Source organism: Clostridium sp. AF19-22AC (assembly GCF_003479085.1).
GTDB lineage: Bacteria > Bacillota > Clostridia > Lachnospirales > Lachnospiraceae > Faecalicatena_A > Faecalicatena_A orotica.
The window spans coordinates 19,931-40,057 of sequence record NZ_QUGN01000018.1; the positions used below are offsets into that span (position 1 = coordinate 19,931).

A 20,127-nucleotide genomic window follows, 5' to 3' on the forward strand; every position below is an offset into this window, starting at 1 on the left:
TTAACCTCCTATTTTTACATTATGGTATCCGGCCTGTTGGAACAACTCCACAAAATGATTCATCTCTTCTTTATCCGGTGCATGAAGGTCATTGCCTTCGTAACACATCCCGACTTTCGGGTATTTTCCTGATCCTGTATTGTGATAAGGGAGAAGGTTTACCTTCGCCGCATGAATGTTCTTTTCCTGAAGCCATGCAATAATTGCTTTCATTGCTTCGTCATTTCCATTTACTTCTTTTATCGTAGGGATACGGATATAGATCCTTGCCCCTGCCTGGCTTAGTTTTTCCAGATTTCCGAGTATAACTTCGTTTCCCGCACCCATGTATCGCTTATGTATCTCATTATCCATCGTCTTGATGTCATATAAAAACGCATCCACATAGGGCAGTATCCGCTCAAAGTTCCCATAAGGCGCCTGGCCGCAGGTATCGATCATGACGGAAATCCCCATGCGGTGCAGCTTTTTGACAAGTGCTTCCACATAATCCATGTCTGCTGTCATAACCTCTCCGCCTGACAAAGTGACGCCGCCGCCTGACTCTTCATAAAACATCTCATCTTTTTTCAGTTCTTTAACCAGGTCATTCACGGAATATTCATCACCTGCGATCTCCCGCAGATTCAGGTTGCAGACGTCTATACACTGTCCGCACACCGTGCACTTCTCCCGGTCAGTGACCGCTTTCCCGCCAGATATCGTGACTGCCCCGTTCGGACAGGCCGCCGCGCATGCTCCGCAGCCTACACACTTCTCCTGATCAAAAAGCAGCTCTTTTTTATAATTCTGTGTCTCCGGATTATGGCACCAGACACACTTAAGACGGCATCCTTTGAAAAAAACCGTCGTCCGTATCCCGTCTCCGTCATGGATAGAATACTTCTGGATATCAGTGATCAGACTCATGATTTAATCCCTCTCTTAAACTTGTCGGGAACAGCAGTTTTTCTCCTTTTAGACTGCCGTTCGTACTATAGTCTAAAAGTAACATATAAACCATTGTTTGTCAATAATTTATCAATATAAAAATGCACTTTTTATAAACATTTTATAACTTTCTTTTTATTCTTAATTTTAGTAACGTACCGCCTCTTCCCTGGTCATCCAGAAATGAATCCCGGTCGTAGACTCATTCCACCTGTCTTCATCAAAGTCCTGTACTTCCACCCACTCCCCTGTCCGGTAAACAAAATTCTCATCCACCGTAGACCATGCCTCGTCAAAATAAACCGAGCAGTCAATACTCTTAATCACAAGCACCTTTGCCCTGCTGCACCTGCATGAACTGCGGGTTGCAGATGTCCTCTTCGCATCTGCTGGAATCAGAAGTTCCGCAATCCTATTGTCACAGCATTTTTTATAGCCAACAAACGCCCCTTCTTCCGGACAGTACAGCCGGAAAAATTTTGTATTTTCATCCGAAATACAGTTCTCCAGCTTTGCCTTCTCCAGTACCGCGCAAAACAGGTTCGCACCCCGGATGTCACACGCCCTCATGTCCGCCCCGCGAAGCGCACTTGCTTCCAGATCAGCTTCCCGAAGCACTGCACCGCAGAGGGAACACTGCTCAAACAAGACATTTTTCAGAATACAGCCCGAGAGGTCTGCCCTGTCAAAACAGATATGATGAAACGAAGCACGCGAAAAATCTATCCCCCTGAGATCCATGCCGGATAAGTCCATATTTCTTAAAACGATACCCTGCATATTCCGCCTTCTTTCTAAACTTTTTATTCGTATATATCATACCACATCCTGTCCCATACCCGGTCACTTAAGTCCTGTAGTTAGACAACGAAAACACCATCGTTATAGAAGCACATTTTTGAACACTTTGCACAAAAAGAAAAACATTTCCCTGTTGATATTGTGAATAATGATCCTCTGTGTTATAGTTTATTATATATTTGTTCTGATTACGAAGGGTCACACCTGAGTAAAAAGGCGCACAGACAACATACAAAATGGGGTCCCTTATCACTTTTTGTGGATAATTAGGGGGAAAGTTTACCCTTTGGATACCTGCGCCTTCTGGTGCGGGTATTTTTTATTTCAAGCGAAACTCAATTTTGTTCCCTCGGGCAACGAGATAAGTGAACAGTAACAAATATTTGACTTGAAAACAAGGAGGTCTTATGGAAACAAGAATCGCTCAGGTAGGAATCATCCTCAACAGTAACGAATCCGTAGATGAACTGAACCACCTGCTCAGCCAGTACGCACAGTATATCATCGGCAGGATGGGGATTCCGTACCGTGAGAAAAACATCTCCATCATCAGCATCGCAATGGATGCGCCGGGTGATGTCATCAGCGCCCTCTCCGGCAAGCTCGGAATGCTGCCCGGAGTCAGCACAAAGACGATATATGCAAAAACAAAACAGACAGATTAACAAATGAAGCTCGTTAAATTATTAACTTTGCACGTAGTATTTCTAAGGTTTACTACGTCCCCAATGAGGTACTCAAATATGAATAACTTGGTGAATAAATTAGAGCAAACGCAGTCTCTTTCTAAGGAAGAATGGTCTGCTCTTATCCGCGGCCGGACGCCCAAAACGGCGGATTACTTGTTTGAACGGGCCCGTGAGGTCAGGCACAGGTATTATCAACATGATGTGTATATCCGTGGACTGATTGAGTTCACAAATTATTGTAAAAATGACTGTTATTACTGCGGTATCCGCAGAAGTAACCGGAATGCGCACAGGTACAGGCTTTCCAAAGAGCAGATTCTGGATTGCTGTGAAACCGGCTACCGGCTTGGTTTCCGGACTTTCGTCCTGCAGGGCGGGGAAGACGGACACTATACGGATGAGATGCTGGCGGATATTGTGAAGACAATCAAGAGCCGGTATACTGACTGTGCCATCACGCTTTCGGTCGGTGAACGTTCTTATGAGAGTTACCGGCTGTTGTTTGAAGCCGGGGCCGACCGGTATCTCCTGCGCCATGAGACTTATGATCCCCAGCATTACAGTAAGCTTCATCCGCAGGAGCTGACAGCCGCCCACCGGCAGCAGTGTCTCCGGGATCTAAAGGAGATCGGATACCAGGTTGGAACCGGATTTATGGTCGGTTCTCCGTGGCAGACGCCAGAAAATCTGGCGGATGATATGTTGTTTTTGAAAGAGCTTAATCCGCAGATGGTTGGGATCGGGCCCTTTATCCCGCACCACGATACCCCCTTTGCAGACCAGAAAGCCGGTACATTGGAATTGACACTGTTTATGCTGGGACTGATCCGGCTGATGCTTCCAAAAGTCCTCCTCCCTTCAACAACTGCCCTCGGCACAATTGCCCCGGACGGCAGGGAAAGAGGGATCCTCGCGGGTGCAAATGTGGTGATGCCGAACCTGTCCCCTACCGATGTCCGGAAAGATTATTTACTCTATGACAACAAAATCTGTACGGGGGATGAAGCCGCCGAATGCAGGGGCTGTATGGAAAGACGGATGAACTCGATTGGTTACGATGTAGTTGTCGCACGCGGGGATTCACTGAATGTGGATACACGGCCGTAAGTGTAACGATATATGACAGCTTTTAAAAAATATTTGAACCCTAATACAATTTTCAATGAAAGATGGAGGTAACAAAATATGTATGATGTAAACTCAAAACATGCGGACGATTTTATTAACCATGAGGAAATCGAAGAAACACTCGCTTACGCAGACGAAAACAAAGACAATGTGGAATTAATCGATGCCCTGATCGAGAAGGCAAAAAAGAGGAAGGGACTTACGCACAGGGAGGCTTCTGTTCTTTTAGCCTGTCAGATTCCGGAAAAGAACGAGGAAATCTTTAAGCTGGCGGAGCAGATCAAAAAAGATTTCTATGGCAACAGAATCGTTATGTTTGCCCCTCTTTACCTCTCCAATTACTGCATCAATGGATGTACATACTGCCCGTATCACAGTAAGAACAAACACATTGCCAGAAAACAGCTTTCGCAGGATGAAATCCGCCGCGAGGTTATCGCGCTGCAGGATATGGGGCACAAGCGTCTCGCACTGGAAGCAGGTGAAGACCCGGTCCGCAATACGATGGATTATTATCTGGAATCAATCAAGACTATTTACAGTATCAAGCATAAAAACGGGGCAATCCGCCGTGTCAATATTAATATTGCGGCAACAACTGTCGATAATTACCGCCTGCTGAAAGAAGCCGGAATCGGAACTTACATCCTGTTTCAGGAGACATATCACAAGGAGAGCTATCTTCAGCTTCATCCGACCGGGCCGAAGCACGACTATGATTATCACACAGAGGCTATGGACCGCGCTATGGAGGGCGGCATCGATGATGTTGGTGTTGGCGTACTGTTCGGGCTGGATAAGTACCGCTACGAATTTGCAGGACTTCTGATGCACGCCGAGCATCTGGAAGCTGCTTTCGGAGTCGGGCCTCATACAATCAGCGTTCCCCGACTGCGCCATGCAGATGATATCGACGCCGATGCATTTGACAACGGGATCGATGATGATACGTTTGCCAAGATCGTAGCCTGTATCCGGATTGCCGTGCCTTACACCGGCATGATCATTTCTACAAGAGAAAGCCAGAAATGCCGTGAGCGTGTACTTCACCTCGGGATTTCCCAGGTCAGCGGCGGGTCCCGCACAAGTGTAGGCGGTTACTGCGAGCCGGAACCGGACGATGAAAAATCTGAACAGTTTGACGTCAGCGATAAACGAACTCTGGATGAAGTTGTGCGCTGGCTGATGGAAATGGATTACATACCGAGTTTTTGTACGGCATGCTACCGTGAGGGACGTACCGGTGACCGTTTCATGTCTTTATGCAAGAGCGGCCAGATCCAGAACTGCTGCCATCCTAACGCACTGATGACATTAAAAGAATATCTGATGGACTATGCATCTCCTGAAACAAAGGCAATCGGTGACAAACTGATCGAAAAAGAAGTGTTAAATGTACCTAATGAAAAAGCCCGTGCGGTAGTAGAGGAAAACCTGCGCCTGATCGCACAGGATAACCGCAGGGATTTCAGATTTTAACATATGGTTATAAATTTTGGAATCCAGATTCATAACGACTCTGGATTCTAAATTTTTCAGACAGACTTAAGGAGGTTTTACATGAGCTTAAATTCCACACCCTCATCCGACCGGATCCACATCGGAATATTTGGCAGGCGAAACGCAGGAAAGTCCAGTATTATCAACGCGATAACCGGGCAGAATCTTGCAATCGTCTCAGACATCAAAGGCACAACAACAGACCCTGTGACTAAGGCGATGGAACTTTTGCCTCTGGGCCCCGTTGTCATCATCGACACCCCCGGGCTGGACGATGAAGGCGAACTTGGCCTGCTGCGGATCCAGAAAGCCTACCAGGTACTGAACAAGACAGACATTGCCGTACTCGTTATCGATGCATCCGTCGGAATGACTGCGGCAGATGAAAAAATCCTCGGGCGGATACAGAAAAAGCAAATCCCGTATGTCGTCGTATGCAATAAGGCAGATTTGTCTTCCGAAAAACAGCTGGGCAGTCTGTCAGGCACCGCCAAGATTGCCGCCGGCCAGTTTATCGCCGTAAGCACAGTCACTGGGGAAAACATCTATGAACTGAAAGAACTGATTGCGCGCCAGGCCCCCGTTTCCGACGAGCAGCACCGGATCGTGGCTGATCTGATCAGGCCGTCAGATTTCATCGTACTCGTGGTTCCTATTGATAAATCCGCACCTAAAGGTCGTCTGATTCTGCCGCAGCAGCAGACGATCCGCGACATTCTGGATACGGGTGCCGTTTCCATCGTTGTCAGGGACAGCGAGCTGAAAGATACGCTTGCCGGTCTGGGGAAAAAACCGTCCCTTGTCATAACGGACAGCCAGGCATTCGGAAAGGTTTCCAGAGAAGTCCCTGCAGACGTCCCTCTCACATCATTTTCCATCCTCTTCGCAAGGTATAAAGGAAATCTGGAAACCGTGGTACATGGCGCAGGCACGCTGGACGAACTGCAGGACGGTGATACAATCCTGATATCCGAAGGCTGTACTCACCACCGCCAATGCGAGGATATCGGCACGGTAAAACTTCCCCTCCTTGTAAAGAAACATACAGGAAAAGAAATAAACTTTGAGTTTACGAGCGGGACCGAGTTTCCTCTGGACCTTTCAAAATACAGAATGATCATCCATTGCGGCGGCTGTACCCTAAACGAGCGCGAGATGAAATACCGTCTGAAATGTGCCGGAGATCAGGAAATCCCGATCACAAACTACGGGATTGCCATAGCTCATATGAACGGGATTCTAAAAAGAAGCATAGAAATGTTTCCAGACCTGTAAATCCACAAAAACAAAAGGCCGGATTAAATCAAAGTAACAGGCATGTGCATCATGCCGAACAAAAATAGCACCAAACCTCCGATAAACAGTATTCCCGATGCGGCCACGAGAAAAATAACGATCCCGGGCTTTCCGCCCGGGAAAAGTTTATCCCGGTATCCCGGCCTGCCGCTGTGAAGAAGATAATTTCCTATGTACAGACACGATGGCGCGGCAGCACACATCATCATATAGAGGCCCGCACTCAGCATAAACGTATAGCTGCCCTGCACCGCCGCCATATTCAATGAACCTTGGGAATCCCACACTCCCAGCTTCTCATATACCCCGCTCATTCCAAACAGCAGGATGATTGGGAGAAGATTATTGATAAAGTGAAAAATACTATTATAGACCATATTTTCACTTTCCAACAGAATATAGGCCATCACTGCACCACCGATCGCTGTCGGCACAAACCGGACCGGGTCCCCGTGGAAAATTCCGAATACCGCTGCACAGACGACGATTGCGGCCCACCTATGTTTTTCCGGATTCATGCTCCGCAAAAAGACGCCCCTGAATATGGCCTCCTCACAGATGGCCGGAGTAACCGCAACAATCAGAAATGCGGCTATAAAGGGAACATTGATCATCTGGGTACTTAACCCGATATTCACATTCAGGATTCGTTCCGGAAAGAAGATACTCAGCAGCAGCACTAATGTCATTTCAATCAAAAGCGCTCCCACCCACATCAGAACCGTACCAAAAATCCCGCCGGCAGACGGCCTTTTCACCGGAAACAGCTGTTTAGGATCTCCCCTGAATACCAGAACGAGCAGCAGCGCCCCGGCAAGCATAAGCCACTCCGCAAGCAGCGTTCCATATAACCCGAAAGGCGCCAGCATCTTCGGCGAAACAACAAAAATGATCAATGCTGCAAAAGCCAGCACGACCAGTCCCTGCCATAGTTTTAATTGTTTATAATTTTTATCCATTTTACCTCCCAACCATAAAAGCCTGACTTCATGATAAACAATTCTGAAAACGGAACGCAAAGGGGTCAGACCCCTTCGCGGAAGGGTTTCCCCCCTCCACTTAAGTATCTGACCTCACGCTCCTGTATTTACAGCCATCTTCTTCTTTTTCCGCATTCTGGCCGAACATGGTATCTGCGGTGATCTGTATCTGCTCCTCCACTTTTTCCTCAGGAGGCTTCTCCCGCTTCGGAAATATGATATCCGCCTTGAATAAATCGGCCTCAGTGGATATCTTCAGTGTGCCATACTGCAGCTCTGTAAAGCTCTTTGCGATCGCAAGCCCAAGTCCTGAACCCTCGGTATTTCTTGAGGAGTCTCCGCGGACAAACCTGTCGGTAATCTCTTCTGTATTGAAGTTCAGTTCTGTGGCTGAAATATTCTTCATGGAGATGCGTACCTCCTGATCTGTCTCCTGCATATCGATGTATACCCGTGTATGCGGCATTGCATATTTGGTAATGTTTACGATCATATTTTCAAAAATCCGATAGGTCTTCTGGCTGTCCAGCCAGAGTACGATCTTGTGTTCAGGCAGTTTCCATCTGAAATCCAGATTTGATTCTTTTATCTTATTATCATACTCTAAACCTACCTGTTTAAGCAAGCCCACAATGTCTACATCCATAAAGTTCATGGCGACATTCTTGCTGGCTGCCTTGCTGATCTCGAATAAATCTTCGATCAGGACCTTCAGCCTCAGGGATTTTCTGTCTAATACTTCGATATACTCCTTTCTCTTATCTTCATTCTTCTCATTCTTCAGCAAATCCGTATAGGTGATAATCGCTGTCAGCGGAGTCTTTAAATCATGAGAGACATTTGTGATAAGTTCTGTCTTCATACGTTCACTCTTTACTTCTTCCTCCACCGCCTTTTTAAAGCCATTCTGAATCTTTTTCAGTTCCTCCTCGATCGGGTTGAAGATTCCCATGTCGCCCTCGATCGGTGTATCCAGATCCCCTTCTGCCAGCTGGTTCGTCGCCCGCAATAGCAGCTTATACTTCTTCTGGGTATCGTGGAAATACTTCCTCAGGAATAAAAACAGGACGATGGAATAAATAACCAGTGCCACCATTCCATAATACCAGAGTGCACAAACAACAATCAGAACTGCAAAGTTTATCAGTACAATCTTTAAAATCGTGCGGTTGGTCCGGTCCTGGAAATCCAGATGTATCAGCGCGTTATACTGTTTTTTGAAAAACGCTTTTCCCCTGCTCCAGAGACTGTCTGCCCCATCCTTTACTTTTTTACCATACGCGTCTCCACCTCTTTTCGACCAGCGTATCACTCTCGCACATAATGTCCTCTGCATCCAATACTCCTTTTTCATTGTAAATATAGAACTTAGACAGACAAAGCACCAGAAAACAATACCATATACGAGCAGCCATGCCGCCGCATTTATTACAAATGACAGAATATCCTTTGCGGGATATCCGGCATTGGATGATATCAAAGGGAGCTGGCTGCTGATTGTAAGCCACACTAATTTTGACATCAGATATCCGCTGCCAGTTACAAATCCCATTACGCACAGTACAATTTCAAAAGGTACATTGTTTATCTTCCCCCTGCCAAATGCAAAGCTCTCTTTCACAGTCAGGAATACCGCTGTGAATGCAAGAAGAACAACAAATGCAGTAATAAAGCCGTTATAAGTGATATTCCCATTTAAATCATAGATGTGATATTCCTGGGTAAATTCATTATCATTTAAATAGGCATTCAGATTCTCTTCTGTAAAACCATAAATCACCTGTACTGTGGATGGTTCTGAAATCGACTGCCATTCATTCGCATCCGTCTGTGACTCCAAAAGATATTGTTCCACCTCATACTGTGAGCGGGCATTCAACTGGTTCCCGCCAACTTCAATATCTGTCAGTTCACCGTCTTCATCGAAAGTAAATGCTGCCCTGAACGCATACGGGGTATTATTCCTTTTTCCCAGATCGGCTATCACATCACCGCTGTTCTTATCCAGCAGTGCATCACCACTCCAGTCAAAGATTTCATAATCCATGTATTTGCGCAGGAGATCGAATTGGTCTCCCCCGTACTCCTGCAGTATATATGCTTTGTCCGTTTCTTCATTTACTTCGTTGTATAAAATATAGTTCCCCTCGATCAGCGCTACTGACATATTCCTGAGAGAATCCAGATTGGCATCATTCCCGTCCAGTCCGTCCTGCATCTGATCCGAAAAAACAGGGTATGCCGCAATCATCCCCAGAGAACAGATGAGCAGTACGACCACTGCCAGTATGACTGCCAGCCTATGACTGTTTTTCAATTTTGTATCCAACTCCCCACACCACCTTCAAGTATTTTGGATTCTTTGGATCTACTTCAATCTTCTCACGGATGTTCCTGACATGCACCATGATCGTATCTGTACTGATCGCCTTCTCCTGCCACACTCTTTCATAAATCTCCTCGGCAGAAAATACACGCCCCGGATTCTTCGCAAGCAGCAGCAGAATCTTATATTCTATCGGAGTCATTTTCACCGGATTCCCATCCACCGAAACCTCCACCGTATCTTCGTTTATCTCAAGCCCGCCGATCACATGCACATTTTCCTTCGGTTCCAGTTTTTCCATAAACCGCCTGTAACGCCGAAGCTGTGAATTTACTCTGGCCATAAGCTCCATCGGCGTAAAAGGCTTCGTCACATAATCGTCGGCGCCAATATTCAATCCCATAATCTTATCTACTTCTTCTGATTTTGCGGAAAGCATAATCACCGGGAAATCGTACTTCTCCCGCAGTTTCATCGTCATGCGGATTCCATCCATTCTCGGCATCATAACATCTACAATAGCAAGATGGATTTCTTCCCTCTCCATCACTTCAAGTCCTTCCACACCATCTGCCGCCTGAAACACCTGATATCCCTGGCTCTGCAGGTAAATCTGTACACCTTCTCTGATCTCTTTGTCGTCTTCTACAATTAAAATATGATTTGTTTCCATCTCTTCCTCCCTGGTATATATTAAATGAGTATTTATGCTGAAAGTACTTTCAGCAATTCAATGATGTCTGCAGAGGGGTCTGACCCCTTTGCTTAGATTTCTTTTACCAGTATACCACATTCTGGTGCATTTGCACTTGTAGGAAGCTCCGGAATATGCTTTTTATCAACTTCTCCATAGTTATGGGCGGCTACTGTTACGGTAGAAAACGGAAGCGGTATCACGTATTTATCCCATCTCCAGCCCAGACGCAGCTTGGAGGAATAAGATACGGATATGCCGACAAAATCCTCCTGTGCCTGCTCTGACAAGTAGAATGCCAGTTTCTTCGGCTCATGTCTTGGTCCCAGCGGTCCGTCCAGTGCAACTGCAATGGAACGTGTCCTTTCATAAGCATTCTGTAAAATTCCTTTCAATGCGCCGAAACTTGCGAAGCCGTCCGGAACCCTGAGTGCACTGCCGCCGCAGCGCTTTATCATCTTTTCTATATAATCGCCCCTTCTATCTGCGGTCACAATCACATCTACCGGGCTGGTCTGCTTTGCCAGCTCCGCGAGCACGAGATTCATAAAGAAACTGTCTTCATGCCAGAAACCGAATATCTGGCTGCCTCCGCACATGGAATTTTCGGCCCACTGTACGTTTACCGTTTTTTCAAGAAGCTTTAAATAACCTGTAAATAGATGCACTAAGATTTCCTGCCCAATTTGTCTCATTCTCATATTCTCTTCCCTCTTCTTTTCTCTGATTGATACACTGTGTGTAAAGCAGTTCCTCATATACTGCCAGGCTGGATGAGCGGAAACCGGCTGCTGTTATCTCTGCCTGCTGTTTTAATTTCTGATACCGTTCTTCATTCAGCGCTTCTAGAACTTTTCCCGTCCATTCTTCAATATCTTCATTCGTCATATAACCGTTCTTCCCATCTGCCACGATATCTTCCACACCGGTTGCCTTAACCGCGACTACCGGATTCCCGGCTGCAAAAGCCTCTGCCAATACGATTCCCTGTGTCTCTGATTTTGATGCAAAAAGGAATAATTCACAGGCATTCAGATAATGCTTCATTTCTGTATTTTCTACATTCCCGACAAATACAACTTCTTCAGAAATACCAAGTTCTGCCGCCATTTCTTCTAACTCGTCCCTCATGCTTCCTTCGCCGATAAGAAGCAGCCTGAAAGATTCGTCCATTCTCTCTTTCAGCCTTGCAATTCCTCTTAACAGGAACTTCGGATTCTTTTCCGCCTCCAGACGGGATACCGAACAAAACAGATGCTTTCTTCCCTGAAGGTACTTTTCCCTCAGTTCTGCCGACTTCTCTTCATCTTTAATATAAAATGAATCTTCCAGCCCTGTCGGGAAAACAGCCGTGGGAGTCTTTGTCCCGCCTTTTCTCATAGCCTCCTGCATGCTGGCCGTCGGCGCAAGTATCAGGTCACACTGATTCGTAAACCATTTCATATATCCGGGTACTAGCTTTTCCTTTCCGAACCTGTAAACATTTTGCCTTGCAGCGCTTCTTTCCTCCACATTTTCAAAAAGACGTATATAATGCAGATAATCTTCGTACTTCGTATGGTAGGTATAGATTACCGGGAGATTATATCTTTTTCCAAGGTACAGGGCCATCGGTCCTACATACATCGGGTGGTGCACATGGATGCAGTCAAATTTCTCTGTTTCAAATGCTTCGAGAATCTCTCTGCTTATCATACGCGGATATACCATTCCGTTATCCATCTTCCGCCTGCTGGTCCGGTACCGGATAACGTGTTCCTCACTGTACTCGTCACAATCCTGCGGTAACTCCTTATATTCAGGGGCAAAAACCATCACCTGATGTCCGAGCTTTACCAGTTCCTTTGCCTGCCTCTCTACCGAGATCGGCACGCCGCCTACAAATGGTTTATAATTATTCGTCAACATTGCAATCCTCATTGTTACTCCTCCTTTATCCCAAAACCTTTATAGCTGCTTCACCGAAGAAATACCCGGCCCCTACAAATACCAGGTTCCATATAAAGATCCCCATTGCCGAGCTTATTGTATATTTCATAAAATCCATTTTTACCATACCTGCCGGGATAGAAATGATCGTCCTTACCATTGGGAGCAGTTTGCTGACAAAAACACCGGTGCTTCCCTTCTCACGGATCATCTCCATCTTATTTTCAATCACGGCCTGCTGCTTTGGGAACTTTTTAAAATAGAATCCCATCACTTTCGGTCCGCCCAGTCTTCCAAGGAAATATAAAACCCAGCTCCCGGTCAGCCCTGCTGCCAGAGTCAATATCATCACGACCGGAAAACTAATTTCTCCTTTCGCTGCCCAGATTCCCGCCAGCGGCATTATCAGGCCTGCCGGAAATCCCGGGAGGTTCATATACTCCAAAAGGACAATCAGGTAGATAAAAAAGGCACCATACTGCAAAAAATATTGAGTTAATGTTTGGATATTCATAGAATCAGCCTCCTTTAACTGTTTATAGAATAAAACAGATTTCTAAAGGAGGCTTACATAAGAATCAAAAGAATTTCTTAATAAGTTATAAGAATTTATGAATCGTGTGCCATCTTCCAGAACACAGGTATATAAGAAACAAAAGAGAAAAGCATCAGCGCCCCGCAAAGAGCAATCATTCCATTCGCCGCGCCCATCGGGATCTGCGGAAACAGGATCAGGATGAACATAACCACATACAGGACAGCCGTACAGACTTTCCCGAACCATTTTGCCCCGTCCAGCATCTTTCCTCTGCGAAGCATAACAATTCCCATGATGGCCATGAATCCTTCTTTTACAATGAACAAAATAATCAAAGGTATCATCCAGCGGAACCGGAAGGAAAGTGCCAGCACGATCGCTCCCTGTGTCAGCTTATCCGCAATCGGGTCCAATGCTTTGCCGACCTTCGTAATCATATGGAATTTGCGAGCCACAAAACCGTCCAGAAAGTCAGTAATGCCCGAAATCCCTATAATGACCGCTGCCGCGTAGTAATCGTTGATTGTCTCTGCTGTTACATATCTCCACACAATAAACGGAATCAATATGATTCTGAAATAGCCCATTAAGTTAGGTATTGAAAATAATTGTCTGCGGATCGGTGTATCTTCATTCATCTTCTGACGCTCCCTCTTGTAATGCCTTTGTCTTTTGCTGCACCTTATCGCTCGTTTCTAAGCGTGGGGGATATCTGTAAATTCGGAAATCTCCCTGCTGATCGTACACAGGTCTTCTGTACTCAGATCATGGATGTCTTCATGTCCTGTGATTCTGGCGAATGTCTTCAGTTCCTCAAAACTGCACGTTAAAAAGTTTCCGACCCTTCTCGATGCAGCATCTACTTTCAGCCTCTCCCGCAGTTCCGGATTCTGTGTCGCAACTCCTACCGGACAGTTGCCGCTTCCACATATACGGTACTGCTGGCATGCCGCAGCGATTAATCCTGCGGAAGCAACAGCCACGGCATCTGCCCCCATTGCGATCGCCTTCGCAAAATCAGAAGATACGCGGAGCCCCCCGGTAATCACAAGACTGATGTCATCGGCGCCGTGCTCGCGCAGATACTTCTTTGCACGGTACAGGGCATAAATAGTCGGAACACTTGTTGCATCACGCACAAGGCGCGGACTTGCACCTGTGGCGCCGCCGCGGCCGTCAATGGTAATAAAGTCCGGCTCAGCATACATGCAGTACTCAAGGTCCTTCTCCAGCTTTCCCGCCGCAATCTTGATTCCAACCGGCCGGCCGTCTGACGCAATGCGCAGTTGTGTGACAAGATCTTTTAGGTCTTCCTTGGAATTGACCTCTTCAAATTTTGAAGGGCTGATCACATCCTTGCCGAGCGGTTTGTTTCTGACCGCCGCAATCTCAGGAGTCACCTTTTCTCCCGGAAGGTGGCCGCCCATGCCGGGCTTTGTCCCCTGCCCGATCTTCAGCTCGATCGCATCGGCATTGCGCAGGTTCTCAGGTGTCACGCTGTATTTATTCGGAACATATTCGAATATGTACTTATGTGCCGCTTCCATTTCCTCCGGCAGAATACCGCCCTCGCCGCTGCACATTGCCGTCCCTGCCAGAGCCGATCCTTTTGCCAGCGATATCTTCGTCTCTCTGGAGAGCGCACCAAACGACATGTGGGAAATATATACAGGCCCGTCCAGCACCATCGGCTTCTTCGCATTCTTACCGATCACAGTCTTAATATTGACTTCTGCATGTTCATCCAGCGGAGGAGGATTCAGCTGTGCCCCCAGCAAGAGGATATCATCCCAATTCGGCATCGGCATCTTTGTCCCCATCGCCTCGATGATGGATTTCCCGCTCACTGCCATCTGGTGGATCTCTTCCATATACCGGCAGGAATCATCCTTTCTGTAGAACTCCGGGGAATAAGCGAGAGGGTCCTGCTCTTTCTCAACGGACGGAATCTCATGTTCCTTTTTCTCCTCTTCCCCCTCTTCCTTCTGGAATACACGTACCGGCTGTCTGCACACCGGACATGCCGTCAGCTCAGAAAACGGAACCTCTTCTTTCTCCTCATCATAAATGAATCCACATACTCCACACTTAAACTTTGCCATGCCGTATCCTCCTTTTACCAAATGTAATCTGCATCATATTGATTTCATTATAAACCCGGAAAATCATAAGGTCAACAAAAACAGGAATAATTCTTATTTTCAAATATAACATCACTGCTCTTCTGTAAATACGAATCAATCACTTTATCGTTCCCGATGCCGTGCAGCTAGGTACACGGCACGGTGTGAACAGTAGCGGTCAGTTCCGCCCCTCCCTCTTCATACCACTTCTGCACAAATTCATCAAAATAATTAAGCGGCTTCTCACCGCAGATAATCTGCAGGAATGTTTCGGTTTCCAGCCTTTTCAAATGATGCGGAATCTCCCCGTCTGCATCCCCCATCGGCAGCGGCAGCGTCCCCCTTCCGGATTCGGACAGCAGGCTGACCGCCTGAATCCGGGATGCATAGGCCGCCCATGCATTTACAGTCGTCAGCGTTCCGTTCATATAGGATTTACTTGTCTCATAATAAGCTCTCTCCATCCCGTTTAGTTCCTGAACGCGCATCTCCCCATCCATCACCTGTTTGATATTCGCAGTTGTCCGGTAAAGGCCGTCCCAGTAATCCACATTGATATTCATAGGCCGGGCAGTAGGGTCTACATTCATGGAGAAATAATCATTAATATCGTGGGCATTGAGATCCTCATACCTCGTATAGTCAAAGAGGACACTCACATACTTCCCTACTACCTCCGGATGTTCATAGCCCTTCCTCACAACCACATACTGCCAGTCGTTATAAGACTCCAGTACAGCTTTTTTCTGCCCACTTAAGAGATAGGGTTTCCAGACTGCTGCTCTGTTCCCTTTGCTTGTCGTGCTCAGCGGATTGTTTGGCGCCCACCAGTAACCGAACAGGGCGCCGCACTTTCCTTCCGCTACCATCTGGTCCAGATTCTCCGTACTGCGCAGGAGGAACCGCGGGTCAAGTATCTTCTCTGTATACAATTCGTGCATATAGCCAAGGGCCGCTTTTGTCTCTTCCATCACAGAACCATAGACGACATTTCCCGTATCATCCAGTGTCCATTTGCCCGGGACTGCACCGAACTCTGTGAAAATCGGGTCCGCCCCGTAAGTCGAACTGCTCCCTGAGATCAGCTCCGTGCTGCAGGCCAGCCCCACAGTACTGTTGTCCCCTGCCATGTCCTCTTCCACAAAACGCCGGGCAATCTCCATCGCATCTTCCATTGTCTCTGGTTCCGGAAGGCCGAGCTCCTCGATCCAGTCGGCGCGCATCCAGAGCAACATCGTACCGTGGTCAATTACCGTATCCGGAAATGCATACAGCTTCCCGTCAAATGTTGCCGAACCAAGAAGTCCGTCCCCGTAGCTTTCATACATTTCCTTAATACGGTCTGTTGTGCATTCCTCGTATACCTGGGATAAATCCTCGATCATCCCCCTGTCTGCCAGACGTTTCAGGGTGTCACGCCCTTTAATGACCAGCACATCAGGAATATCGTTGTCCTCGATAGCCATCTCCACCGCCTGTTCATATGTAGAACCATCCTCCAGTTCAAAAACATCCTTATTCTGGATATTCAGCATCTTTTTTAAATACTGGGTATATGCATTGTCCTCATAGGTCGCCCCGACGGGAAGATTAGCGTGATTCGCCCCTGATATTTTCCCCAGTGTATAAGTAACCGTTTCGGGATATTTGCCATACGGTGTGTGGATAGCCTCCACCATCTGGACGGAATCCTTTTTTTCCTGTTCTGTCCTTGATGCAGCCGGAACATCAGCCTTTGAAGCTGTACGTTCCTGTCCCTCCGATTTTCCACAGCTGCCCAGCAAAAGCGCAGCCAGCCCCGCAGAAATAAAACACTTGGTCAGCAGGGATTTCCTCAAGCGCTTCTTACACCTTTTTTTCCTCATGCCGTCTCAATCCCGCTCCTTTCCTGTGGTTCGTCTATCTGTTTTGGAATACAGATCTCCACGCTGGTCCCTTCCCCTTCTCTGCTTTCAATCGTCACACTGCCCTTCTCTTTATAAAGCAGTTTAATCCTGTCATATACATTATGTACGCCGTATCCGGGAGACTGATATCCCAGAATCTGTTCTGCCTGTTCCTTTGGCATCCCATTTCCGTTATCTCTGACAATAAACGACAGCATGTCCTGTTCTTCCTTCACGATAATCCACAACTGCCTGTCATCCTTTTCCGAAGGGTCCAGACCGTGGTCGATCGCATTTTCAACAAGCGGCTGGAGAATCAATTTCGGAATCTCACAGCCATATACCGCCTCATCCACGTCCTCGATTACCCGGAAGCTATTGTCATGCATGATCAGCTGGATCCGAAGATAGGCACGGATATTGTTCACTTCACTCTCAACCGTAGTCATCGTTTCTCCACGGTTCAGACTTGTCCGGTAATAGGTGGACAGGTCTAATGTAACCCTGCTGATGTCATCCTCACCTGCCTCGATTGCCTTCCAGTTGATGATAGACAGCGAGTTATACAGGAAGTGGGGATTAATCTGCGCCTGAAGCGCACGCATCTCTGTATGCTGGAGTTCGATCTTTGCCTCGTATACCTCTGAAATCAGCTTATCAAGCTCATCCATCATGCGGCTGAAAGAACGGATCAGCGTCCCGACTTCATCCTTAGAGTCACTGTGCACAGTTACCTTGCGGAATCCCAGATGTACCTGGTTCATATTTTCTGTCAGGCGTTCCAGACAGGACACAAGCCTTTTGGAAAAGAAATAACTAAGCGCCGCAAGCAGGATAATGCAGATTCCGATAATGGGAATGTTGCGCATAACCAGAAGATATGTGGATTTCGTAATGATTTTTTCCGGGCGGTATATGCAGAACGTCCAGTCTGTATTGGACATCTTCTGCTCGGAACAGACGTAATTCTCACGGAGGTATTCCAAAGACTCAGCCTTCTCTGGCCGGTAGTCCGGTTCCATCGAATAACTGGAATAGACGACATTCCCCTCCGTGTCAAACACAAGTCCCCCCGTATTGTCCTTCAGCAGGTTGCTGAAGGGCTCCAGTACTTTCGCATAGTCCAGACGCATCTCAAGGACCGCCGAGATATCTTCATTCCCGTAGAACTTCCTCGCGGCCACGATCTCACGGTCGGCCCCCCTCTTCACAAACCATTCCAGAAGGCTGCGTCCTGTCAGCCGTGAATACCATTCCTGATCACGGATCTCAGACATCGGAATCAGGGTCGTCCCGTGCGCCACCTCGATATTGTCGGAATATATCGTGATCCCCTTGATTTCCTGATGGTAAACAAGCGGCATCTCAAGGAGAGGGTCAACGACATCCGTATAGCGGATATAGGTTTCATAGTCCCGGCTCTCCTTCTGGCTCAGGACATTGCGCAGATCCTGGGAATACGACAGATAATCAATCAGGTTCTCATAGATCTGCACCTGGTTCTCGATACTCTCCACGGCCTGGTTCACTGACTTATCCATACTGTCAGTCTCCCGCTCCTTCAACTGCCTGATCATGCCCGTCTGCATGTAGGCAACAATGATAATAACCGGCAGAATCCCCGCCGCGATCGTAAGCAGCGCAATCTTGTAGCGGTATTTTAAATCTTTATACTTCTGAAGTATTTTCCTGTTCATTCGCATCTCCCCGCCTGCAGGATTCCGGCGAAGTCCCGAAGAACTCCCGGAAACTCCTGCAGAAATAAGACGTATTTGAAAATCCCACCGACTTTGCAATCTGCGTAATCTTCATGTTTGTATCCTGCAGCATTTCCTTTGCTTTGTTCATCCTCACGTCCCTTATAAAACGGTTTAGGTTCATCCCGGTCTCTTCTTTGAAAACTGCACTTAAATAACCGGCGGACAGGTAAACCTGTTCGGCCAGCATCTCCACACTCAGGTTTTTATCATAGTTATGGTAAATATAACTTTTCACCTGCGTAATTTCTCTCCTGAATCCTTCATTCGTCTCCTGCTGGTAAGCCTCCAGTTCCCGGATCGACTTCTCGGTAATATCCAGCACCTCACGGATTGTCTTGCAACGGTACAGCCTGTCCACGGTTTTGGACAGTTCCTTTTCTGCATCAGAAGACATGGCCTGAAAGATTTCTTTCACAATGCTTGAAAAGACAAATTTTACATACATCTCTGAAAACTGCTTCTCCGTGCGGTACTTCTGTTCGAGCCTGTGAAAATCCTGCCGCAGGTGCGTCATATCTTTATATTTGATATCCTCTGAAATGCTCCCGAGGATTTCTGCATCCTTCACGGCCGCCGTACTAACATCTTCCTGCTCCTGCCCCACAGTGAACACATGCTGCTTCGGCTGGTAGAATTGCTCCTCCAAAAGTTCTTCCATCCGCTGGAACTGTCCGGGCAGCTTCGAGGTATCCCCTGTCTCTTCACTGATCACAAAATAGCACTCCGTATCGTAACGCTGGCGGAAGAACTGGTACATCTGGTTCGCAAGCATTTCATAATCCGCGTACTTCTCCCTGAATAAAAAGAGGGACTCATTCGAATTCAGGTTCAGGTAAAAAAAGGCCCTGCCGGTCTGCTCTTTCAGGCTTGAAACGAAATGCTCCTCCTCTGTCTCGAAAAAATTATCGGAACTCGCCGCAAGAATCATCCTCACATATCCATCGAGCTCCCCGCCCGCTATTTCATCCAGTTTCCGTTCTTCCTCCTCATTTCCCGTATAGAGATAATTCAGCAGAAAATACTTCTTCAGATAACTTTCTTCCACAGTCCGCTTTTTCTCCTGTTCGAACCGTGCCTTAAGCTTCTCTGTAATCCTTGTAAATGTTTTATGAAACTCCGCGGGGTCTACCGGCTTAAGGACGTAATCCACAACACCGTACCGCAGTGCATCTCTTGCATATGTAAAATCGTTATAGCCGCTAAAGATCACGATCTCCATATCGGGATACATCTCCCTCGCCTTCTTCGTCAGCTCCAGTCCGTTCATATAAGGCATCTTGATATCGGAAAACAAAATATCAACCGGCCCTGCGCTCAAAATCCCAAGGGCCGCCTTCCCATTTTCCGCCTCCAGGATCTCCAGTTCTTCTTCCTCCCGTTTCAAAAGAAATTTGATTCCGTTTCTCTCCAGTTTCTCATCGTCTACAATCAATATCGTAATCATTTCCCATTCCCTTTTACATGTCCGAAAACAGCAGTATTCCTCTGCCACACCTGACAGAAGAATACTGCTGCTTCCATATTAACGAGTCCCTTTTATTGTAAAT

The 20,127-nt window shown here is 47.0% G+C and carries 17 protein-coding genes; 4 read left to right on the forward strand and 13 right to left on the reverse strand.

What is annotated here, in order from left to right:
• Together DWX43_RS18440 and DWX43_RS18445 are read right to left on the reverse strand one after the other, a co-directional pair.
• The gene (locus DWX43_RS18440; RefSeq protein WP_118621378.1) at positions 1-909 is read right to left on the reverse strand and encodes a trans-4-hydroxy-L-proline dehydratase activase; all 909 of its coding nucleotides are present in this window, start codon (positions 907-909) and stop codon (positions 1-3) included.
• A 168-nt stretch (positions 910-1,077) separates the two neighbouring features.
• On the reverse strand, positions 1,078-1,710 hold the full coding sequence (locus DWX43_RS18445) for a pentapeptide repeat-containing protein (protein WP_118621379.1): 633 nt from the start codon (positions 1,708-1,710) through the stop codon (positions 1,078-1,080).
• A gap of 428 nt (positions 1,711-2,138) precedes the next feature.
• On the opposite strand from DWX43_RS18445, the gene DWX43_RS18450 reads away from it, so the two are divergent.
• The 4 genes from DWX43_RS18450 (at position 2,139) to hydF (ending at position 6,323) form a co-directional block, all read left to right on the forward strand.
• On the forward strand, positions 2,139-2,396 hold the full coding sequence (locus DWX43_RS18450) for a TM1266 family iron-only hydrogenase system putative regulator (protein ID WP_109730183.1): 258 nt from the start codon (positions 2,139-2,141) through the stop codon (positions 2,394-2,396).
• 78 nt (positions 2,397-2,474) lie between these two features.
• Positions 2,475-3,527, forward strand: a complete 1,053-nt coding sequence (hydE, locus tag DWX43_RS18455; protein WP_118621380.1) for a [FeFe] hydrogenase H-cluster radical SAM maturase HydE — start codon at positions 2,475-2,477, stop codon at positions 3,525-3,527.
• Positions 3,528-3,605: 78 nt separating this feature from the next.
• Positions 3,606-5,027, forward strand: a complete 1,422-nt coding sequence (gene hydG, locus DWX43_RS18460) for a [FeFe] hydrogenase H-cluster radical SAM maturase HydG (RefSeq protein WP_109730181.1) — start codon at positions 3,606-3,608, stop codon at positions 5,025-5,027.
• Between the two features lie 81 nt (positions 5,028-5,108).
• Positions 5,109-6,323, forward strand: coding sequence for a [FeFe] hydrogenase H-cluster maturation GTPase HydF (gene hydF / locus DWX43_RS18465; protein WP_118621381.1), 1,215 nt, complete (start codon positions 5,109-5,111; stop codon positions 6,321-6,323).
• A gap of 23 nt (positions 6,324-6,346) precedes the next feature.
• Here hydF and DWX43_RS18470 read toward each other — a convergent pair whose 3' ends face one another.
• From DWX43_RS18470 to DWX43_RS18520, 11 genes are all read right to left on the reverse strand, one after another.
• Positions 6,347-7,303 carry a type II CAAX endopeptidase family protein gene (locus tag DWX43_RS18470; RefSeq protein ID WP_118621382.1) on the reverse strand — a complete coding sequence of 319 codons (957 nt, stop codon included), beginning with the start codon at positions 7,301-7,303 and terminating at the stop codon, positions 6,347-6,349.
• Between the two features lie 100 nt (positions 7,304-7,403).
• The gene (locus DWX43_RS18475) at positions 7,404-9,653 is read right to left on the reverse strand and encodes a HAMP domain-containing sensor histidine kinase (protein WP_118621383.1); all 2,250 of its coding nucleotides are present in this window, start codon (positions 9,651-9,653) and stop codon (positions 7,404-7,406) included.
• A complete protein-coding gene (locus DWX43_RS18480; protein WP_109730177.1) occupies positions 9,625-10,323 on the reverse strand; it encodes a response regulator transcription factor in 699 nt (232 codons plus the stop codon). Before DWX43_RS18480 ends, DWX43_RS18475 begins: the two co-directional genes overlap by 29 nt.
• Positions 10,324-10,415: 92 nt before the next feature.
• Positions 10,416-11,039 carry a hypothetical protein gene (locus tag DWX43_RS18485; protein ID WP_243099393.1) on the reverse strand — a complete coding sequence of 208 codons (624 nt, stop codon included), beginning with the start codon at positions 11,037-11,039 and terminating at the stop codon, positions 10,416-10,418.
• Positions 10,978-12,264: a glycosyltransferase gene (locus DWX43_RS18490; protein ID WP_118621384.1), complete on the reverse strand. Its 1,287-nt coding sequence runs from the start codon at positions 12,262-12,264 to the stop codon at positions 10,978-10,980. The genes DWX43_RS18485 and DWX43_RS18490 overlap by 62 nt, the downstream gene beginning before the upstream one ends.
• A gap of 13 nt (positions 12,265-12,277) precedes the next feature.
• Positions 12,278-12,787: a DedA family protein gene (locus tag DWX43_RS18495; protein ID WP_109730175.1), complete on the reverse strand. Its 510-nt coding sequence runs from the start codon at positions 12,785-12,787 to the stop codon at positions 12,278-12,280.
• 95 nt (positions 12,788-12,882) lie between these two features.
• A complete protein-coding gene (locus DWX43_RS18500) occupies positions 12,883-13,449 on the reverse strand; it encodes a CDP-alcohol phosphatidyltransferase family protein (protein WP_118621385.1) in 567 nt (188 codons plus the stop codon).
• A 57-nt stretch (positions 13,450-13,506) separates the two neighbouring features.
• A complete protein-coding gene (locus DWX43_RS18505) occupies positions 13,507-14,913 on the reverse strand; it encodes a glutamate synthase-related protein (protein WP_118621386.1) in 1,407 nt (468 codons plus the stop codon).
• A 167-nt stretch (positions 14,914-15,080) separates the two neighbouring features.
• On the reverse strand, positions 15,081-16,799 hold the full coding sequence (locus DWX43_RS18510) for an extracellular solute-binding protein (RefSeq protein WP_118621387.1): 1,719 nt from the start codon (positions 16,797-16,799) through the stop codon (positions 15,081-15,083).
• Positions 16,796-18,517 carry a sensor histidine kinase gene (locus DWX43_RS18515; RefSeq protein WP_118621388.1) on the reverse strand — a complete coding sequence of 574 codons (1,722 nt, stop codon included), beginning with the start codon at positions 18,515-18,517 and terminating at the stop codon, positions 16,796-16,798. Before DWX43_RS18515 ends, DWX43_RS18510 begins: the two co-directional genes overlap by 4 nt.
• A complete protein-coding gene (locus tag DWX43_RS18520) occupies positions 18,489-20,024 on the reverse strand; it encodes a response regulator (RefSeq protein ID WP_109730170.1) in 1,536 nt (511 codons plus the stop codon). The genes DWX43_RS18515 and DWX43_RS18520 overlap by 29 nt, the downstream gene beginning before the upstream one ends.
• Between the last annotated feature and the right edge of the window lie 103 nt (positions 20,025-20,127).

Bases quoted from the DNA above. Each gene is read 5' to 3' on its own strand.
- DWX43_RS18440 (WP_118621378.1), bottom strand. From the start codon at position 909: ATGAGTCTGATCACTGATATCCAGAAGTATTCTATCCATGACGGAGAC.
- DWX43_RS18445 (WP_118621379.1), bottom strand. From the start codon at position 1,710: ATGCAGGGTATCGTTTTAAGAAATATGGACTTATCCGGCATGGATCTC.
- DWX43_RS18450 (WP_109730183.1), top strand. From the start codon at position 2,139: ATGGAAACAAGAATCGCTCAGGTAGGAATCATCCTCAACAGTAACGAA.
- hydE (WP_118621380.1), top strand. From the start codon at position 2,475: ATGAATAACTTGGTGAATAAATTAGAGCAAACGCAGTCTCTTTCTAAG.
- hydG (WP_109730181.1), top strand. From the start codon at position 3,606: ATGTATGATGTAAACTCAAAACATGCGGACGATTTTATTAACCATGAG.
- hydF (WP_118621381.1), top strand. From the start codon at position 5,109: ATGAGCTTAAATTCCACACCCTCATCCGACCGGATCCACATCGGAATA.
- DWX43_RS18470 (WP_118621382.1), bottom strand. From the start codon at position 7,303: ATGGATAAAAATTATAAACAATTAAAACTATGGCAGGGACTGGTCGTG.
- DWX43_RS18480 (WP_109730177.1), bottom strand. From the start codon at position 10,323: ATGGAAACAAATCATATTTTAATTGTAGAAGACGACAAAGAGATCAGA.
- DWX43_RS18485 (WP_243099393.1), bottom strand. From the start codon at position 11,039: ATGAGACAAATTGGGCAGGAAATCTTAGTGCATCTATTTACAGGTTAT.
- DWX43_RS18490 (WP_118621384.1), bottom strand. From the start codon at position 12,264: ATGAGGATTGCAATGTTGACGAATAATTATAAACCATTTGTAGGCGGC.
- DWX43_RS18495 (WP_109730175.1), bottom strand. From the start codon at position 12,787: ATGAATATCCAAACATTAACTCAATATTTTTTGCAGTATGGTGCCTTT.
- DWX43_RS18500 (WP_118621385.1), bottom strand. From the start codon at position 13,449: ATGAATGAAGATACACCGATCCGCAGACAATTATTTTCAATACCTAAC.
- DWX43_RS18505 (WP_118621386.1), bottom strand. From the start codon at position 14,913: ATGGCAAAGTTTAAGTGTGGAGTATGTGGATTCATTTATGATGAGGAG.
- DWX43_RS18510 (WP_118621387.1), bottom strand. From the start codon at position 16,799: ATGAGGAAAAAAAGGTGTAAGAAGCGCTTGAGGAAATCCCTGCTGACC.
- DWX43_RS18515 (WP_118621388.1), bottom strand. From the start codon at position 18,517: ATGAACAGGAAAATACTTCAGAAGTATAAAGATTTAAAATACCGCTAC.
- DWX43_RS18520 (WP_109730170.1), bottom strand. From the start codon at position 20,024: ATGATTACGATATTGATTGTAGACGATGAGAAACTGGAGAGAAACGGA.